Raw genomic sequence first — 16,349 nt, 5'->3', positions numbered from 1 at the left:
TTGAATATAAACATTTCCATAATTAATTCCAGTTGTGGGTTGTGGTTATCATTTTCTTGCAATCAAAAAACCTTGATGGACCGATTGGTCTATTATTTTTTTGAACGATTTTATTCTTATTTTGTCTAACTTATGTATCGATTGTTGATCTATAAAATTAATTTTATATCTGTGCAATTTTGAAGTATCGAGATCCTCGTTATCGTTTGTAAAGTCTGCCGGATTAGATTCACCATTGACTGTACCCGAGGCCGAAGCATTTGATAAATAATTCCCTTCAGTTGTCACTTGAGATAAATAGAAAATAATAATTTTGAACGACTCAACAGTTTTGAAGAATAAATAATAATGACGAGTTGATACATCAAAAAAACATGAAAAGATATGATAAGATGGATATTGTTACTAATATTTATCCTGGAGGACAAGTTCCGATGCTCTATGAACGAATTCAGAAGATGTTCGCGGCTGTATCTTTGATTATTTCGGTTCTTCTGATCGCCGGTTGCAAATCTGGTGAAGATGTTAGTAATCAACCGGTACAATCTTTAGACAACGTAGTACATGTCTTTAGTGGTCGTTATTTGTTAACAACGAGAGGCAACGTCATCATATCAAGAGATCAGCTGGTCCATAACCGTAACGACCAAGAAGGGTCAAATGACGGAGAAGTCTCTTCATTCGTAAAAATAGATCATTTGGATAATGTCGTGAAAGTTGTTAGCTCAGAAAATCGAAATTTTGCTCTAAAAGAAAACGGGCAAATATGGTTTTGGGGAGAACCTTTGGATTATGAACAAACCGGTTTATTTGATATAAGCCCGCAACTGAAACGACCGAAAAAATTCCCTCACGCGGATAACGTAATCGATCTATGGGGCTCGGACGACGGAATTATTTTCAAAAAAAAGGATGGCACCTTTTGGGGATGGCATGCCTCATATTGTCGAGTTCTGACCGATCTTGAACTAGTTGACCCTGATTTTGCTAGTGATAAAGTTCTACCCTATCCTTGGCTGGCTAACGCAAAAGATATCGGCAACTGCGTGACTGTGTTGAAACAGGACGGGACGGTTTGGGAGTCGAGAGATAACGCACTTCACCCGATTATCGGATTGCAGGATATCGTCGAGATTCGGGAAGAATATCCGTTAGATCAAAACGGAAAAGTTTGGACATGGGGTGCCGCCGACCAGAAACCGTATCCTGTAATGGATCATGTTCTTCAAGTTAGCGGCGCTTTCGCTTTAAAAGATGACGGCTCCGTCTGGTATCTAGGCAATAACTCAAAATTAACTGCCATGAAGTACATTAAGGAAATCGGCGGCAATGCTGTTCAAGTGTTCGCGCTTTCGAAAGATGGAAAAGTATTCGTCGGTGATCAAAACGGAAATTCGCATGAAATAATGCCATAGCACATTGCATAATTCGATCAGGCGTCAATAACCCCCACCTTAACAACAAACACGCAGCCAAACTAGAGCTGCGTGTTTGTTGTATGTGAGACTTAAATTTTCCGCCTTCCTTAGCTCCTGTGGTTTCAATCCTCACATTGAATAAATGTGGCATTCCCCCAGGCTTGAAGTACCCATATTCCATTTGGATTGTTCCCAAGCAACGTACGCTCGACGCTTTGCGCGTAAGCTGTCAGATCGATGGATTCCACATTCCCACCTTCATGGAAAGGCTTTCGAACTTGTCTCAAACATGTGACGTTATTTGTCTCATTTATTGCTGTAATCTGTCTCAATTATAAACGTTACCCACAGCAATTTTATAACTATGACCTACACCTTATAAGCCCGCATCGCCTTCGCGATCTCCTTAATGGAAGGGCGCTTGCCATACATGAGCACGCCGACGCGGTAGATCTTGGCCGACAGCCAGCCGATGAACAGAATGGAAGCGATCAGGATGCCGATCGACAGAACGATCTCCCACCAAGCCGGTTCCGACAAGCCTATCCGCAGGAACATGAGGAACGGAGAGAAGAACGGGATGTATTGGCACACTTGGATGAGAATGTGGTCCGGATGCGTCAGGCCGAACATCGCGACGTAGAAGCCGACGAGCGTGAGCATCGTGATCGGCAGCACCGCTTGGCCGAGATCCTCGGTGCGGCTGACGATCGAGCCGACGGAAGCGAACAGCGTCGCGTACAGGAAGAAGCCCGCCAAGTAGAAGCCAATCGCGTAGATAACAAGCGTAGCGTCGATCGCGCTCAAGTCGATGCCGAACTTATCGAGCGAATCTTTGTTCTGAGGGCTCATCAAGTTGAGGACAAGCGCGCCGACCAGGATGATCAGTTGAATCATCGCGACGATGAACGTGCCGAGGATTTTACCCCACATCTGCTTCAGCGGCGATACGCTCGTGACGATGATTTCCATGACGCGGGAGCTCTTCTCCGCCGTAATCTCCGTCGCGATCAACTGACCGCTGATCATGACGGCCATGAACAAGAGGATGATCATAACGTAAGTCAGGCCGACCGCCATGCCTTGCTCTTCTTCCGTCTTGCCTTTCTCGTTCGTGAAGCTGACCTTCTGCGTATCGAGCTTAACCGGCGCGTATAGCTGCTGCTTCTGGTCATCGGTCAAACCGGCGTCCTTGATGATCGCGTCGGTCTTCACCTTCTGAAGCGCGCCGCTCAGCGAGGAAGAGGTACCGCCGGAGAAGGCGCTCTTCGCGTTATAAGTGGCCGCCGGGAAGTACCCTTGAGGCACTTCGGGGATGTTCTCGAACGTTATGAACCCGCCGATGTCCCCGTTCTCGAGCGCGTCTTTCAGCTCTTGCTCCGTGCCCGCGATGGATACAAGCTCGACGTCCGGCTCCGGCAATACCGAGTAATACGCCTTCAGGCTCGCCACGATCTCGGGTTGCCGGCTTTCCAAGTAGCCGACCTTCGTCGCCTTGTCGCCGCCGCCGAGCTTATCGATGAGAACGGGAAGATTGCCCGCGACGACGAGCAGCACGGCCAACACGATCGTCATGATGATGAACGCTTTGCTGCGGATTTTGTTGCGAATCGTGAATCCGAGTACCGTCCACAAGCCGTTATTCATGGCTCTCACCTACCGTCTTAATAAAGATTTCGTTGAGCGTCGGCTCCATAATCTCGAAGCGCGTCACCGGACCTTGCGACAAGGCATGCTGCAAAATGCGCTGGCCCGCTCCCGGGTCGCTCACCTTCAGCTCGTAACCTCCGTGCTCGTAGCGGGCGACGTTCGTCACGCCTACGATATTCGCCAATCCGGCGATCTCCCCTTCGGACGAGACGACGACCCGCTCCTGCGGAAACTTCTTCTTAATGTCCTTGATCGGCCCTTGCAGCACCGGATTGGACTTGTGCATGATCGTGATGTTGCGGCACAGCTCTTCGACGTGCTCCATCCGGTGCGTCGAGAACAGAATGCTCGTGCCCCCGTCGCGCAGCTCCTTGACCGTCGTCTTCAATAGCTCGACGTTAACCGGGTCGAGTCCGCTGAACGCTTCGTCCATGATAACGATCTTCGGATTATGGATGACGGACGCGATGAACTGGATTTTCTGCTGGTTGCCTTTGGACAGCTCTTCGACTTTCTTCCCGTAATATTCCGGCACCTGGAACTTCTCCAGCCAGCGCTTCAGGTTCTTGTCGGCTTCCTTCCGGGACATGCCGCGCAATTGCGCCAAGTAGATGATCTGGTCGCTGACCTTGACCTTCGGATACATCCCCCGCTCCTCCGGCAAATAACCGAGCATGCTGAGCTGGTCTTTCGAATATTGCTTGCCAGAGTAGGAAATGCTGCCGCTATCCGGCAGAATCAGCCCGAGCACCATCCTCATCGTCGTCGTCTTGCCCGCGCCGTTCGCGCCCAGCAAGCCGTAGATTTCACCCGGCGATACCTCGAAGCTAAGGCCGTTCACGGCCGTTTTGTCTCCGTAATTCTTGACGATCCGGTTGACATTCAAAGCATTCATCGTCTAGCTTCCTCCTTCCGGATTAAACAGCTCAGTATATCTTCCAGTTCCATCCGCTGGACGCCCAGCACTTGGAACCCGTTAGCGCGGCAATACGATTCGGCTTGTTCGGATTCGTCGACTTCCAGACGGTAAATGCCCGGCCCCGCTTCCGTCAGCCCTTGCAAGCCCGGCGTTCCCGGCAGCTTCCCGACGTCCGCGTGCCCCGGAGACAGTTGCACGACGAGCGTACGCCATTCATCGAGCAGGCGATCCTTCTCGTACAGCCCGAGAACCTTCCCCCGGTTCAGGAACAAAATATAGTCGGCGAGACGTTGAACTTCGGCGATGATGTGGGTCGCGATCAAGATCGTCCGGTCGCCCGGTTCCATATAACGCCGAAGCTGCTCCAGCATCGTTCGCCACGCGAAAGGATCCAAGCCCGATGAAGGCTCGTCGAGCAACAGCAGCTCGGGGTCGTGCGCCATCGCGACGGCCAGCTCGGCCTTGCGCCGCATCCCCTTGGACAGATTAGACAATTTTACGCCGCCGTCCACGTCGAAATGCCTCATGAGCTTGCGATATCTCTCCCAATCCCAGCTCGGGTATACCATGGACGCGAATTCCGCTTTCTCGTCGGCCGTCATGCCGTTCTCGTAAAAATGGGAGTTTTCCGCGAGGAAGCCGATCTTCCTTTTGTATTCATCGTCCCGGCCTCCGTTTAACCTCGTGCCGAACGCTTGAGCTTCTCCTTCGCGAATCGGCTCCAATCCCAGAATCGAGCGGAACAACGTGCTCTTGCCGGATCCGTTCGGACCGACGACCGCCGTGACCATGCCCTTCGGGATATCGCAGTCGATCGGCCCGAACGCGAACCGTTCGTGCCGGAGCGTCATGCCGCGCCAGGAAATCGCGGCGTCTTCCGCCGAATCCGTCCATGCCGCCGATACTTTCCCCGTAGCCGTCGTTCTCGTCATTGCTCCCCGCCCCTTTCGCTCCGTTTCTTCTCTATCGTCTGCCGGAATAACTCCTCCAGCTCTTCGATCGTGCATTGCAATTGAAGGCCGGCGTCCACCGCCTTGTCCAGTTGTTCCGCCGCGCGCTCCAACCGGTGTTCGTCGCGGACGGCCGTCGTTACGCCCGCCACGAACGTTCCCGTCCCTTGACGCGTGCGGATCATGCCTTCGTTCTCCAGATCCTGATACACCCTGCGCACCGTGATGGCGCTGCATTTCAAGCCGACCGCCAGCTCTCGGATCGAAGGCAGCAGCGTGCCTTCCTTGAGCTGCCCTCCCAGGATGAGCCCGCGAAGCTGCACCTCGATCTGGTGGTAAAGCGGTTCCGGCCGTTGTTCGTCAATGCGTATCGGCAGCCACACAAGCTCATCCTCCTTTCCTATGATTCTTATATTTCCGAATTAGAAATGAGTGATCAAAAAATTCGATTATCAGCACCGAGAAGGTTGAAAGAAGCTGGGGAATGAGGATCGGAGCGTAGGCGAACCTACGTGAGAACCGGAAGTCCCGTGCAGCATTCAAGATTCGATGTCGAATCAGCTTCCTGGCTTACTACGTGATCATAATCGGACTTTTTGAACAACCTCTAGAAGGTCAGCGAACGCTTTCGTATTTTCCTCACCGTAACCCTGTACCCCAGCCAAGTCCCGACGATCGCCAGCCCGGCGGAGCCGAGCATGTAGGCCCATCCGTAGCCGTCCCCGATTTCGTTCAGCAATCCGATGAAAATAAACCCGCCTTGCCAAGCGATAACGGCGCACGCGACCGCCGACGCCGCCATGCACAAGAAATAATAGATCGTATAACGCTTGCCGCTATAGCAGAGCTCCCATAGGATCAACAACGCGTTCGCCGCGACCGAGTAGCCGAGCCAAACGACCCAGAATTCAGCCAACTGCAACGGCGATAAGGCTTCCCTTAGCTTCTCCGACACCCCGTACTGCAAGAGAAGGAATGCCGCTCCGACCGAAGGCAAGACGTACAACGTCTGCAGGAACCTCGCCTTCACGATCGCCTCTATCGGAATCGGCATCGTGCGCCAATGGGCCAATCGCTTCGAGTAGTGATCGTCCCGCCACATGCCGAACGCGGATTTGCTCATGATTGTACCGAAGATCGGGAACATCGTGACGTAGATCCAATCGATCAACCCGCTTCCGGCGGCGGCATCCTCTTCCCCCCCGATCGTCGCGTTAAGGCTGAGACTGATGACCCCCCCGATATAAAGAGCGAAGATCAACGTGAACATCATGCCGATCCGTTCCCTGCGCCAAAGATTAAGGCTGACGATTCTAATGCCTTGTTTCTCGCTCAAAGCGATTCCCCCTTCCGAAACAGTGTTCATGTGTGTATATCCGTATATACACTATACACGGTGTTTCCAATCCTTGTCAATGGGTTGCCAATGAAAAATACGAATGGATTCTGCTATTCCGCGGAAATAAGGTATAATGAACCCATGTTGACGCGTTACGCGAAAGGAACGATCGATTTCCGATGAGAAAAGGCCCATCTTCGCCCCGCCCTCGCGGCGGGGCTTTTAGCCGGGGGAGCGCCGGAGCGCCTCCCAAAACGTTCAAAGTGACGGAACCCGGAGAACTGCTATCCTTCCTCTTGGACAAGCTTGCTCCCCAAGGACGCAATTCCGTCAAATCGTTGCTCGCTCACGGTCAAGTGTCCGTAGCCGGCAAAGTCGAGAAGCTGTACAACTACGCCTTGAAGCCCGGACAAGAGGTCGAAGTGCGCAAAGACCGGGCAACGGTCGCTCCTCCGCTCGTCGGACTGCGAATCGTCTACGAGGACGACGCGATCGTCGTCGCGAATAAGGACGCGGGCCTGTTATCGATCGCCACCGATCGCGAAACGGAGCTGACCGCTTACCGCCAGCTGACCGCCCACGTCCGGATCGCGAATCCGAGCGCCCGCATCTTCATCCTGCACCGGCTCGACCGGGAAACGTCCGGCCTCATGATGTTCGCGAAGAGCGAGAGCATCCAGCAGAAGATGCAGGATAATTGGAAGGACGTCGTCAAGGAGCGCACGTACGTCGCCCTCGTCGAAGGTCTCGTCAAGAAAACGAACGGCACGATCGAATCGTGGCTCAAGGAAACGTCGACGCTGAAAATGTATTCCAGCTTCGCGAAGAACGACGGACAGCACGCGATCACGCATTACAAGGTGCTGCGTGCGTCCCGCAACTACTCGTTGCTCGAGGTCGACCTGGAAACCGGACGCAAGAACCAGATCCGGGTCCACATGCAGGATATCGGCCATCCGATCGCGAGCGACAAGAAGTACGGCGCGAAGACGAAACCGTTCTCCCGCCTCGGCCTCCACGCCCGCGTGCTCGCGTTCGAGCATCCCGTCACGGGTAAGCCGATGCGCTTCGAGACGGACATCCCGAAGCCTTTCCTCAGCCAGTTCGGCGAGAAGCCTCAGGGTTAAAATGAAAAAGCACCTTCAAGCTCCGGTACGTTTTCCGGAGCTTGAAGATGCTTTTTTTTCGAACGCAACATCATCTTCGCGCCTACAGATCCTCCGCGAAAATAGCCGAGAGCTCGATCGCCAAGCAAGGCACAGTCGAGGAAACAAGATACTCCTCTTCCGTCCACGTCTTGAGAAACCGATATTCGCCGTCTAGGAGCGCGAATTGATCGACGAGCTTGTAAACGGGCTCGACCAGCCAATATTCCGGTACGCCGAACCGCTCGTACGTCGCTTTCTTGATCGTCTTGTCGTTGCGCGCCGTGATGTCCGAGAGAATCTCCACGACCAAGTCCGGAACTCCGTACACGTATCCGTCCCGGATGATCTCTTTGTTTTCCTTGCGGATGAACAGAATGTCGGGCTGCAAAATATTGTCCTTGTCGAAATGAACGTCCATCGGAGCGAGCAAAATCTTCCCGTCCTGCGCGCAGGACGAATGAAACGCCACGTAAAGGCCTCCCAATACGTCCTGATGAATGAATTTCGGAGAGGTCAGAAAATCGTATCGGATGCCTCCGATGATTTCGTATCTTTCTTCAATGAATGTTGTGCCATGCGTTCGCTTAACACCCGTCGCTTTCCCGTCCTTCTTGTCGCTGTCGTCCACGCCCATTTGCCTCCGTTTAAGGAAAACAAACACCCCGCAAAGCAACACGAATCGTGTCCCGCTCAGCGGGGTGCTCCCCCATCTCATTTCCCTTATTATGGTCGATTAATTACGCAACTGTCAACCTGTCCGACGCTGCCTCTCTCCCCGCGTCTACTTAATCTTAAACACGACGACGCCCGCGATCATGACGCCGATGCCGATGAGCCGATTGGCCGACAGCGCGATCTTCTCGACGCCGAACAGGCCGACGCTCTCGATGATCAACGCGACCAAGAGCTGCGCGATCAGCAAAATCGCGACCGCGTACGCCGGGTTCAGCGCGACGACCGACTTCATGGCGGTGAAGACGATCATGACGCCCAAGCAGCCTCCGAGCAAGTACAGTTTGTTTACCGATGCGATTTTGCCCAAGCTACCGTCCTTGATCAACATGAACAACGCGACCGATACGAGAAAACCCGTGCCGTGTACCCAAGCGTTCGTTAACCAGAACCCCGCTTTTTCGCTAAGCCGCACGTTAAATATGCTTTGGACGCTCACGATCGCCCCCGCGATGAACGCGTACAATACCCCAACCATTCTTACCCCTCCATGACGCTGCTAACTGTATAAATTTCCGTTCGCCAGCTTCTTTAGCCGCCCGAAATCTTTTACGTACAACGCTCCCCGCGTCCGCTCCACCAAGCCGTCAGAAGCGAATTGCGTGACGACGCGGTTCAGATGGCGGTAACTCGTTCCGAGCAATTCCGCGATCTCGGTCAGCTTGGCCGTCTTGATTTCTTCGATCGTCTCCCGGTCGTTCTCGTCGACCGCGATCGACACGAGGTAGCTGGCGAATCTCGTCTCGACCGGGTACAGCAGATTCAGCCCGGATGCGTTCGAGAACGTGTGAAGCTTGTGCGCGAGATGCTTGATGACGAACCGGAGAAACGCCGGATCTTTGTAGGCGGTCTCGACATAAGCTTGCCTCGGAATGGCGACGAACAGCGTGTCGTTCACCGATTCCACCGTGCTTCTGGCCGTCATGCCGTTCAGCATCTCCAAATCCCCGATCGTGCTGAGCGGCCCGTAGAAACGGATCAGCATCGACTTGCCGTTCGGAAGCACGCGGAAGATTTTCACTTTCCCCTTCACGAGCAAATAAAAGTAATCGATCGGCGCGTCCGCCGCGTATACGGTTTCGCCCTTATCGAACGCGTGCAGCTCCATCGCCGCTTCCGTTCTCGCATCGAAAGCCCCGTTAAGCCGGTAGACCTCGAGCTGTTCCCGAACGGCAGCCGTTTCTTTGATTTTCCGCATGCGCGCAGTCCCCCGATCGCCATCTTTTCGTTCCGACTGCTCTCATTGTATAGGCATTATGCCCCCGGAAAAAGGACATATGTCCCATTGCGTGAAAAAAAAGCCTCCCGACGCCGACGCCGGGAGGCTCTCTCGATCCGTTATGAGGCGAGCTTCAATATTCTGCCGTCCTGCGTGCACACGTACAGTTCCCCGTCCGCGTCTTGGCCGAAGGAGGTGACATTCTCGCCCGTTTCCATCAGCGTGCGGTTCGACACCCGGCCGTCTTCGCCGATCGACAGCGCCCACATCGTTCCCGTGCCGTAATCCGCGTAAAAGTAAGATCCGACGAGCTCGCTCGGCAGCTCGTCCCCTCGGTACGCATAGCCGCCCGTGACGGAAATGCCCATTTCGTGGTCGTAGTCGTAGACCGGATCGATCAGCCCTTCCCTTGCGCATCCGGAAGCCGGTTTATAGCACTCGTACCCTTCCCGGACTCGCCAGCCGTAATTGCCGCCCTTCTCGATGACGTTGATCTCTTCGAACCGCTCTTGCCCGACGTCCGCCGCCCACAGCCTGCCGGTCTCCCCGTCGAAGCTGAATCGCCACGGATTGCGCAGCCCGTAAGCGTAGATTTCCGGCGCTCCATTCCCAACGAACGGGTTGTCCGGCGGTATGGCGTACGGGAGGCCTCCGGTCGCGGCGTCCACGTCGATTCGGAGTATTTTGCCGAGCAAGCTGTCAAGATTCTGCCCGTTGTTCCGCGGATCCCCGGCGCTCCCTCCGTCCCCGGTCGCGATATACAAGTAACCGTCGGGACCGAAGGCGAGTTGTCCGCCGTTATGGTTCTCGTAAGGCTGCTCGAACGTCAGGATCACGCGCTCGCCCGCGGGCTCGAGACGCTCCGGATTCGCGGGATCGGCAACGTACCGGGCAATGACCGTATGCGTCTTCGTCGTGTAGTTCGCGTAAGCTTCGTTCGGACGGTCCGGATGGAACGCGAGCCCGAGCAGGCCCTGCTCGTTGCCCTCGTCGTTGACGCGGTCGCGGATGTCGAGCGCCACCGTCGCGGGCTCCGTCGGTCGCTTCAAGTTCTTGGCCAGCACTCGCCCGGGCTGCTCGACGACGTAGACGACGTCTTCGTAGCCTTTTCTCGTCTCCAAGCCCACCGGCCTCTCGAAGCTCTCGCCTTCGAAGACGTTGGCCAGCGTCACGGTCGCGGTTTTCTCCGCTCGGGCGGGCGATTGTTCCGGTGCCGGCGTCTCGTTCTCCCCCCGGCAGGAGATCAAACTTAAACCTATCGCCGCCATGCTCAATACAAGCCCCGCTCTTCTCCGTCCGTTGGCGCCCATCCGGCTCATCCCCCTTTTACCAGAATTCTCCCACAGAGGCCGGACCCGCGCAAGTCGAAAGCGAAGAGCCGGGCGACAGCAGGAGTGAATTGCGAGTAGACATGCGGGGCGACATGCGAGGCGACATGCGGGGCGACATGCGGGGCGACATGCGGGGTGACATGCGAGGCGACATGATAGGCAACAAGCTTGACAAGGTCCTGCGTACCAACGACACTTCGCCCAAGCCCCTCCGCGCCGGAACTAACTGGAAAAGTACAGTAATTTCGCCGCTTCCAGCGCCTAGGCCTCTCCCTTAATGGAATAATCCATTAATTTCAGGCCGTTTCTTCTGATTCCAGACAAAATGGCCAAAATTGATGGAGAAATCCATTATCTTAAGGCCGAAAGGCTGAAAAGGGCATATTTAATGGACTTTTCCATTTAGACAAACCTCGACCCGCCGATCGCTTCGTCGCCGAACCATTCCGCCAACGCAATAAAAAAGCCTACCCGCAACTTTCACGGGTAAGCTTCTTGGACAATAAGCCTCTCTTCGTGCTCCCAGCTGCTGAAATGATCCTCCCAGATGACGTGGCACAGGTTGCCCTCGACTTCCACGATCGTCCCTTTCGTGCCGTCGTGCGCGTAGACGACATGATCGCCGACCTTCATTCGCGCTCTCTCCCTCGTTAGCCGAGTCGAAATACGATGCCGTGCCCGCCCTTCGGGTATACCCATTCGATATTCTGGTGAGGGCAACCGATCCGGCAGCTTCCGCATTCATGGCAGCCTTCGTAGCCGACGTGCATGCGGATGTTTTCCCATTTGTACACTTCGGCCGGGCAGAAAATAGTGCAGATTTTGTCCGGGCAGCTCGTCAGGCACACCTCGGCGTCCATGACGCGAAGATGGGATTGCGTGTCGGCGTTGAAGCGGATCAAGTATTGCTTCTCCTCGATCGTCGTTCCTTTGGCGGCGTTCTGCGATTGCGGCTGCGGCTCGCCCATCACTTGATCACCTTCCAGGCCCGGATCAGATCCCGGGCGATTTTGAACTTCGCCTTGACCGGACCGATGTCCCGCCAAATCTTCTTCTGCTTCTCGCGCTTGGAAGCCCCGTCGACGGTCAGCATCTGGCTTGCCGCCTTGTTCATCATCGGGATGTACTGGTCGAAGTACTGCGGGAACTTGTCGAAGTGGTGCGTCGCGTCCTTGTACTTCTTCAGATCCTGCCCGACGAAGCTGCCCATCAGCTTCTGCCTGTAGCCGTTCAGCCCCGCCTCGGAGAAATCGCCCCGCTCCTTCGCGGCGACGATCGTCTCCGCCGCCAGCCGGCCGGACGTCATCGCCATGTTGGACCCTTCCCGGTGAATCGCGTTCACGAGCTGCGCCGCGTCCCCGACGACGAGCACGCCGGCCCCGACGACTTTCGGCATAGAGCGGTAGCCGCCTTCGGGAATGAGATGCGCGAGATACTCTTGCGCCTCCGCGCCTTGGATGTACGGCCGGATCATTGGGTGCGTTTTCACGTATTCCATTAATTCATATGGCTTTATCTTATGCTTAATGAGTCCGGATAGTAACGTGCCGACGCCTATGCTTAGCGTATCCTTGTTCGTATACAGGAACCCGGTGCCGAGAATGCCCTTCGTCGCGTCGCCGAACAGCTCGATCGTGCAGCCTTGGCCTTCCTCCAGGTTGAAGCGGTCCTCGATGATCTTCTTGTCGAGCTTCAGGATTTCCATCGTCGCTAGCGCCACCTCGTCCGGTCGGAACTCCTTGTGGAAGCCGAGAGACTTGGCGAGCAGCGAATTGACCCCGTCCGCCAGCACGACGACGTCTGCTCTGAGCTCCCCGTCCGGCCGGTCCGTCCGCACGCCGACGACGCGGCCGTTCTCGACGATGCAGGATAGCACGACGGTCTCGTTCACGAGGAGCGCGCCTTGCTCGACCGCTTTGGCCGCGAACCATTGGTCGAACTTCGCGCGAAGCACCGTGAAGTTGTTGAAGGGCTCCTGCGCCCACTCCATTCCCTTGTAGGAGAACGTGACCGCGGAGCCTTTATCCATCATCATGAACCGTTGCTCCACGATCGGACGCTCGATCGGCGCCTCCTTGTGGAAATCCGGCACGATTTCCTCCATCATCTTGCGATACAGAACGCCTCCCATGACGTTCTTCGAGCCGGGATATTCTCCCCTCTCGATGAGCAGCACGTTCGCTCCCGCTTTCCCGAGCTCGTAGGCGCAGGCGATTCCCGCCGGCCCCGCGCCGACGACGATCGCGTCAAACTTTTCCGGCATTGGCCTCTTCCTTTCTCCCCAGCGCGATTTGGAATGCTTCGGTCAGCATCGGGACGATCGTCAGCGCGTCCCCGACGATGCCGTAATGCGAGGACTGGAAGATCGGCGCGGCCGGATCCTTGTTGATCGCGATAATGAGCCCGGAATTCTGCATGCCGACGATGTGCTGAATGGCGCCCGAGATGCCGATGGCAAAATAGATCTTCGGCGTCACCGTCGCGCCCGTCTGCCCGACCTGATGATGGTGCCCGATCCAGCCCGCCTCGACGACGTCCCGGCTCGCCCCTACCGCGGCGCCGAGCGTCTCCGCCAACCGCTGCACGAGCTGGAAACCCGCCGGGCCGCCCAGTCCCTTGCCTCCGGCCACGATGACGTCCGCCTCGTCGATCCGCATCCGGTGCGTCGTGGAGCGGACGATCTCCAGCACCTTCGTGCGGATATCCGCTTCCGCGATCGGGATGCTTTCGTCGATCAGCTCGCCTTGGCGGCCCGTCTCCCGCGGGAGCGCCTTCATGACTTTCGGCCGGACGGTCGCCATCTGCGGACGATACTTCTTGCACAGAATCGTCGCCATGATGTTGCCTCCGAACGCCGGACGGCTCGCGAGCAGCAGCCCCGTGTCTTCCTCGACGTCGAGCTGAGTCGTATCCGCCGTCAAGCCCGTCGGCAAGTCCGTCGCCACCGCGCTCGCCAAGTCTTTGCCCGTCGACGTCGCGCCGTAGAGCAGAATTTCCGGCTTGTGCTTCTCGACGCAGGCCAGCATCGCCCGCATATAAGTCTCGGTCCGATAGTAACGGTAGATCGGGTCGTCGTACGCATATACCTTGTCCGCCCCGTATTCGAAAGCCGTCCGGGCGAGCAGCTTCACGTTCTCTCCGATGAGGATGCCCGCGAGCTCCGTCTTGCGTTTGTCGGCGAGCTGGCGGCCCGCTCCGAGAAGCTCGAGCGAGACGGGCGCGACCGCCCCGTCCTTCTCCTCGATGAACACCCATACGCCGCGATAATCGTCGAAGTTCATTGTTCCCCACCTCCGGCTCCCGCGCCCGATGCCGACGCGCCGACCGCGAACAATTCTTTGCGCGTCAGCACGACGTCGAGCAGCTGGCGAATTTGGTCTTCCGGCTCTCCCTCGAACAACTGGCCTCCTTGCGGCTTCTGCGGCGCCCATACCGAGCTGACGATCGTCGGAGACCCTTTTAGCCCGAGCTGCGTCTTATCGATCTCTCCCAAGTCCGCTACCGACCAGATATGGGGCTCGTATCTCGCCGCTCTCAGCATGTTGGGCATCGAGGAATACGGCACTTCGTTGATTTCCTTCTCCACCGAGAACAAGCAAGGAAGCTGGGATCGGATGACTTCGTAGCCGTCCTCCAGCTTACGGTGCACGATCGCATACCCTTGTTCGCGGTTGATCTCGACGACTTTGTTCACGGACGTCAGCGGGGGCATGTCTAATCTTCTCGCGATTCCGGGACCAACTTGGCCGGTATCGCCGTCGATCGTCATTTTGCCGCACACGATCAAGTCGATCGGCCGGATGTCGGCGATCTTGCGCAGCGCCATCGTCAGCGCGTAGCTCGTCGCGAGCGTGTCCGCGCCCGCGAACGCCCTGTCCGTGATCATGTAGCCTTCGTCTGCCCCGATCTCGATGCATTTGCGAATCGCTTTGACCGCGGGCGGCGGCCCCATCGTCAGCACGGATACGACGCCGCCGTACCGCGCGCGCAAACGGACCGCTTCCTCGACCGCGTGAGAATCGTACGGATTCAAGATCGCGGGTGCGCTGGAGCGGTCCATCGTGTTCGTCTTCGGGTTCATCTTGATGATCTTCGTGTCGGGCACCTGCTTGATGCAGGCGACGATATGCAGCATGCGCTTCACCCTTTCCGAATTTTCCGGATATTTGGCTCTACATTTCCACTTATCTATATTAGGCGCGTTCCGAGAAGATGACAGAGTTTGTCCCGAGGATCGATCCGGAAGGCGGAAAATAGTAGGAACGAACAGAAACCCCCGGCCCGTCTGATCAGGACGGACCGGGAGTCATGCGCGGTTAATGTTTCGGGCTCACATCTGCGGTATCGCAGCCGCCAACAACTTCGCCCACCGATCCAGTATGGACGCTTGCGCTTCCGACAACGCTTTGCCTTTTTGCGCGGACACCTGATTCAAGTAAGCCGTAAGTTGGTCGTTCGCTTCCTTGGCCGTTCCTTTCTCCCATGCGGCTTTGGCATTCGCCAGCTTCTGCTTCAACGCATTGGCGATGCCGCCGGAGCCAGGCGCTCCCTTCTCCGCAATGAATGCGTCGGTAAGCGCGGCCAAGCTATCGAACGTTACTTGAACCGTGAACGTAAATTGCGCCGAGCCGTGATTGCCCGCATGGTCTACAGCTTCCGCGCTTACGACATGATTGCCCGGTTCCAGCTCGTATGCGTGCGCTGCCGTCAGCGGCCCATCGCACGACGACGAAGCGACGCCCGACTGATCGTCCGTTGCGGTGCAGGTAATAAGAATTTCCTGGTCGATCGTATACACGCTTTGGCCGGCAAATACGATGCTCGGAGGCGTCGTATCGTTCACCGTCACGGTGACGATAGCCGTTGCCCGAAGTTTCGTGCCGTCCACCGATCCGCCAGCCTCGAACGCAACTCCCGGATTCGCATACTGCGCCGGGTCAATCGCGTCCCATTTTACGGCCGCCGTGCCTTGCGAGCCATCCTCATAAACAACCGTTACGATCTGCGGAAGCGCCGGGGCGACGCCCGCTTTCGTCGTTGCCGCAACAGCCTGAACGGACTTCACGTCCTTGCCGCTATAGATCGCGAGCACTTGCTTCGCCGTCATCGTCCCGTCGTAGATCCGGAAGTCGTCCAGCTGCGCATTGAGCTGCGCGCCGTCCGAGTAGCCCGATACCCCGATTCTCTTGACGCTGTCCGTCGCGGTAATAGAATCAACCGTTCCGTCCGTGCCGATTTCCTGAGCGACGCCGTTCTTGTAAATCGCGGCTTCGTTCGTGTCCGAATTGAATGTTACGACGACGTTCGTCCATTCGTTCAAAGGAAGGAAATCGTTCGGGGACTGTTCCACGAAAAATGATCCGGTTCCGTCCACCAGCACGATGCTTGAAATTCCGTTGTACGTGATGAACAGTCCATTGCCTGCCCAGTCTCTTTCCGGCTTGAACCACAGCAGCATGTTTTCGCTTGCGTTCATGTCGCCCGTACGCTTGATCCAATACGAAACCGTGATGTTCTTAGGCTGCAGCGCGCCGTCGGTGCCCGCGTTCACGTAATTGCCTCCTGAACCGGCGAAGCCAAGAGCCCCTGCCTGATGCCCGCCGGCCGCATTCCATGCCAGCGTTCCGGTTAACGTACCGTCCC

The 16,349-nt window shown here is 56.3% G+C and carries 16 protein-coding genes and 1 pseudogene; 2 read left to right on the top strand and 15 right to left on the bottom strand.

What is annotated here, in order from left to right:
• Nucleotides 1-392: 392 nt before the first annotated feature.
• On the top strand, nucleotides 393-1,415 hold the full coding sequence (locus tag ACFPPD_RS16030; RefSeq protein ID WP_209748382.1) for an RCC1 domain-containing protein: 1,023 nt from the start codon (nucleotides 393-395) through the stop codon (nucleotides 1,413-1,415).
• Between the two features lie 372 nt (nucleotides 1,416-1,787).
• Here the strand turns inward: ACFPPD_RS16030 and ACFPPD_RS16025 are convergent, their stop codons facing one another.
• The 5 genes from ACFPPD_RS16025 to ACFPPD_RS16005 form a co-directional block, all read right to left on the bottom strand.
• A complete protein-coding gene (locus tag ACFPPD_RS16025) occupies nucleotides 1,788-3,065 on the bottom strand; it encodes an ABC transporter permease (RefSeq protein WP_209748380.1) in 1,278 nt (425 codons plus the stop codon).
• Nucleotides 3,058-3,963 (bottom strand): ABC transporter ATP-binding protein, encoded by a 906-nt coding sequence (locus ACFPPD_RS16020; RefSeq protein WP_209748378.1) that lies wholly within the window; start codon nucleotides 3,961-3,963, stop codon nucleotides 3,058-3,060. Before ACFPPD_RS16020 ends, ACFPPD_RS16025 begins: the two co-directional genes overlap by 8 nt.
• Entirely contained in the window at nucleotides 3,960-4,919 is a 960-nt protein-coding gene (locus ACFPPD_RS16015) for an ABC transporter ATP-binding protein (protein ID WP_378082625.1), read from the bottom strand. The genes ACFPPD_RS16020 and ACFPPD_RS16015 overlap by 4 nt, the downstream gene beginning before the upstream one ends.
• Nucleotides 4,916-5,320, bottom strand: a complete 405-nt coding sequence (locus tag ACFPPD_RS16010; protein WP_209748376.1) for a GntR family transcriptional regulator — start codon at nucleotides 5,318-5,320, stop codon at nucleotides 4,916-4,918. Before ACFPPD_RS16010 ends, ACFPPD_RS16015 begins: the two co-directional genes overlap by 4 nt.
• 224 nt (nucleotides 5,321-5,544) lie before the next feature.
• Nucleotides 5,545-6,273, bottom strand: a complete 729-nt coding sequence (locus tag ACFPPD_RS16005; protein ID WP_209748374.1) for an ABC-2 transporter permease — start codon at nucleotides 6,271-6,273, stop codon at nucleotides 5,545-5,547.
• 182 nt (nucleotides 6,274-6,455) lie between these two features.
• On the opposite strand from ACFPPD_RS16005, the gene ACFPPD_RS16000 reads away from it, so the two are divergent.
• On the top strand, nucleotides 6,456-7,403 hold the full coding sequence (locus tag ACFPPD_RS16000; RefSeq protein WP_209748372.1) for an RluA family pseudouridine synthase: 948 nt from the start codon (nucleotides 6,456-6,458) through the stop codon (nucleotides 7,401-7,403).
• Nucleotides 7,404-7,485: 82 nt separating this feature from the next.
• On the opposite strand, the gene ACFPPD_RS15995 is transcribed toward ACFPPD_RS16000, so the two are convergent.
• From ACFPPD_RS15995 to ACFPPD_RS15950, 10 genes and pseudogenes are all read right to left on the bottom strand, one after another.
• Nucleotides 7,486-8,052: a Uma2 family endonuclease gene (locus tag ACFPPD_RS15995; protein WP_209748370.1), complete on the bottom strand. Its 567-nt coding sequence runs from the start codon at nucleotides 8,050-8,052 to the stop codon at nucleotides 7,486-7,488.
• A gap of 153 nt (nucleotides 8,053-8,205) precedes the next feature.
• A complete protein-coding gene (locus tag ACFPPD_RS15990; protein ID WP_209748368.1) occupies nucleotides 8,206-8,634 on the bottom strand; it encodes a DMT family transporter in 429 nt (142 codons plus the stop codon).
• A gap of 21 nt (nucleotides 8,635-8,655) precedes the next feature.
• The gene (locus ACFPPD_RS15985; protein ID WP_209748366.1) at nucleotides 8,656-9,354 is read right to left on the bottom strand and encodes a Crp/Fnr family transcriptional regulator; all 699 of its coding nucleotides are present in this window, start codon (nucleotides 9,352-9,354) and stop codon (nucleotides 8,656-8,658) included.
• A 140-nt stretch (nucleotides 9,355-9,494) separates the two neighbouring features.
• Complete coding sequence (locus ACFPPD_RS15980; RefSeq protein ID WP_209748364.1) at nucleotides 9,495-10,685, bottom strand: PQQ-dependent sugar dehydrogenase; 1,191 nt, start codon at nucleotides 10,683-10,685, stop codon at nucleotides 9,495-9,497.
• A gap of 501 nt (nucleotides 10,686-11,186) precedes the next feature.
• Nucleotides 11,187-11,339, bottom strand: coding sequence for a hypothetical protein (locus ACFPPD_RS15975; RefSeq protein ID WP_209748362.1), 153 nt, complete (start codon nucleotides 11,337-11,339; stop codon nucleotides 11,187-11,189).
• Between the two features lie 17 nt (nucleotides 11,340-11,356).
• Nucleotides 11,357-11,674, bottom strand: coding sequence for a ferredoxin family protein (locus ACFPPD_RS15970; RefSeq protein WP_209748359.1), 318 nt, complete (start codon nucleotides 11,672-11,674; stop codon nucleotides 11,357-11,359).
• A complete protein-coding gene (locus tag ACFPPD_RS15965; protein ID WP_209748357.1) occupies nucleotides 11,674-12,969 on the bottom strand; it encodes an FAD-dependent oxidoreductase in 1,296 nt (431 codons plus the stop codon). Before ACFPPD_RS15965 ends, ACFPPD_RS15970 begins: the two co-directional genes overlap by 1 nt.
• Entirely contained in the window at nucleotides 12,953-13,987 is a 1,035-nt protein-coding gene (locus ACFPPD_RS15960; RefSeq protein ID WP_209748355.1) for an electron transfer flavoprotein subunit alpha/FixB family protein, read from the bottom strand. The genes ACFPPD_RS15965 and ACFPPD_RS15960 overlap by 17 nt, the downstream gene beginning before the upstream one ends.
• Complete coding sequence (locus ACFPPD_RS15955) at nucleotides 13,984-14,841, bottom strand: electron transfer flavoprotein subunit beta/FixA family protein (RefSeq protein ID WP_209748353.1); 858 nt, start codon at nucleotides 14,839-14,841, stop codon at nucleotides 13,984-13,986. The genes ACFPPD_RS15960 and ACFPPD_RS15955 overlap by 4 nt, the downstream gene beginning before the upstream one ends.
• 195 nt (nucleotides 14,842-15,036) lie before the next feature.
• Nucleotides 15,037-16,260: pseudogene (locus ACFPPD_RS15950) on the bottom strand (LamG-like jellyroll fold domain-containing protein); the annotation flags it as partial.
• Nucleotides 16,261-16,349 lie beyond the last annotated feature (89 nt).

Source organism: Cohnella suwonensis, from assembly GCF_042655365.1.
Taxonomy (GTDB): domain Bacteria; phylum Bacillota; class Bacilli; order Paenibacillales; family Paenibacillaceae; genus Cohnella; species Cohnella suwonensis.
The sequence above is the reverse complement of the archived record's forward strand: the minus strand, read 5'-3'. Positions and strand labels throughout refer to the sequence as shown.

Bases quoted from the DNA above. Each gene is read 5' to 3' on its own strand.
- ACFPPD_RS16030 (WP_209748382.1), top strand. From the start codon at position 393: ATGGATATTGTTACTAATATTTATCCTGGAGGACAAGTTCCGATGCTC.
- ACFPPD_RS16025 (WP_209748380.1), bottom strand. From the start codon at position 3,065: ATGAATAACGGCTTGTGGACGGTACTCGGATTCACGATTCGCAACAAA.
- ACFPPD_RS16020 (WP_209748378.1), bottom strand. From the start codon at position 3,963: ATGAATGCTTTGAATGTCAACCGGATCGTCAAGAATTACGGAGACAAA.
- ACFPPD_RS16015 (WP_378082625.1), bottom strand. From the start codon at position 4,919: ATGACGAGAACGACGGCTACGGGGAAAGTATCGGCGGCATGGACGGAT.
- ACFPPD_RS16000 (WP_209748372.1), top strand. From the start codon at position 6,456: ATGAGAAAAGGCCCATCTTCGCCCCGCCCTCGCGGCGGGGCTTTTAGC.
- ACFPPD_RS15990 (WP_209748368.1), bottom strand. From the start codon at position 8,634: ATGGTTGGGGTATTGTACGCGTTCATCGCGGGGGCGATCGTGAGCGTC.
- ACFPPD_RS15985 (WP_209748366.1), bottom strand. From the start codon at position 9,354: ATGCGGAAAATCAAAGAAACGGCTGCCGTTCGGGAACAGCTCGAGGTC.
- ACFPPD_RS15980 (WP_209748364.1), bottom strand. From the start codon at position 10,685: ATGGGCGCCAACGGACGGAGAAGAGCGGGGCTTGTATTGAGCATGGCG.
- ACFPPD_RS15975 (WP_209748362.1), bottom strand. From the start codon at position 11,339: ATGAAGGTCGGCGATCATGTCGTCTACGCGCACGACGGCACGAAAGGG.
- ACFPPD_RS15970 (WP_209748359.1), bottom strand. From the start codon at position 11,674: ATGGGCGAGCCGCAGCCGCAATCGCAGAACGCCGCCAAAGGAACGACG.
- ACFPPD_RS15965 (WP_209748357.1), bottom strand. From the start codon at position 12,969: ATGCCGGAAAAGTTTGACGCGATCGTCGTCGGCGCGGGGCCGGCGGGA.
- ACFPPD_RS15960 (WP_209748355.1), bottom strand. From the start codon at position 13,987: ATGAACTTCGACGATTATCGCGGCGTATGGGTGTTCATCGAGGAGAAG.
- ACFPPD_RS15955 (WP_209748353.1), bottom strand. From the start codon at position 14,841: ATGCTGCATATCGTCGCCTGCATCAAGCAGGTGCCCGACACGAAGATC.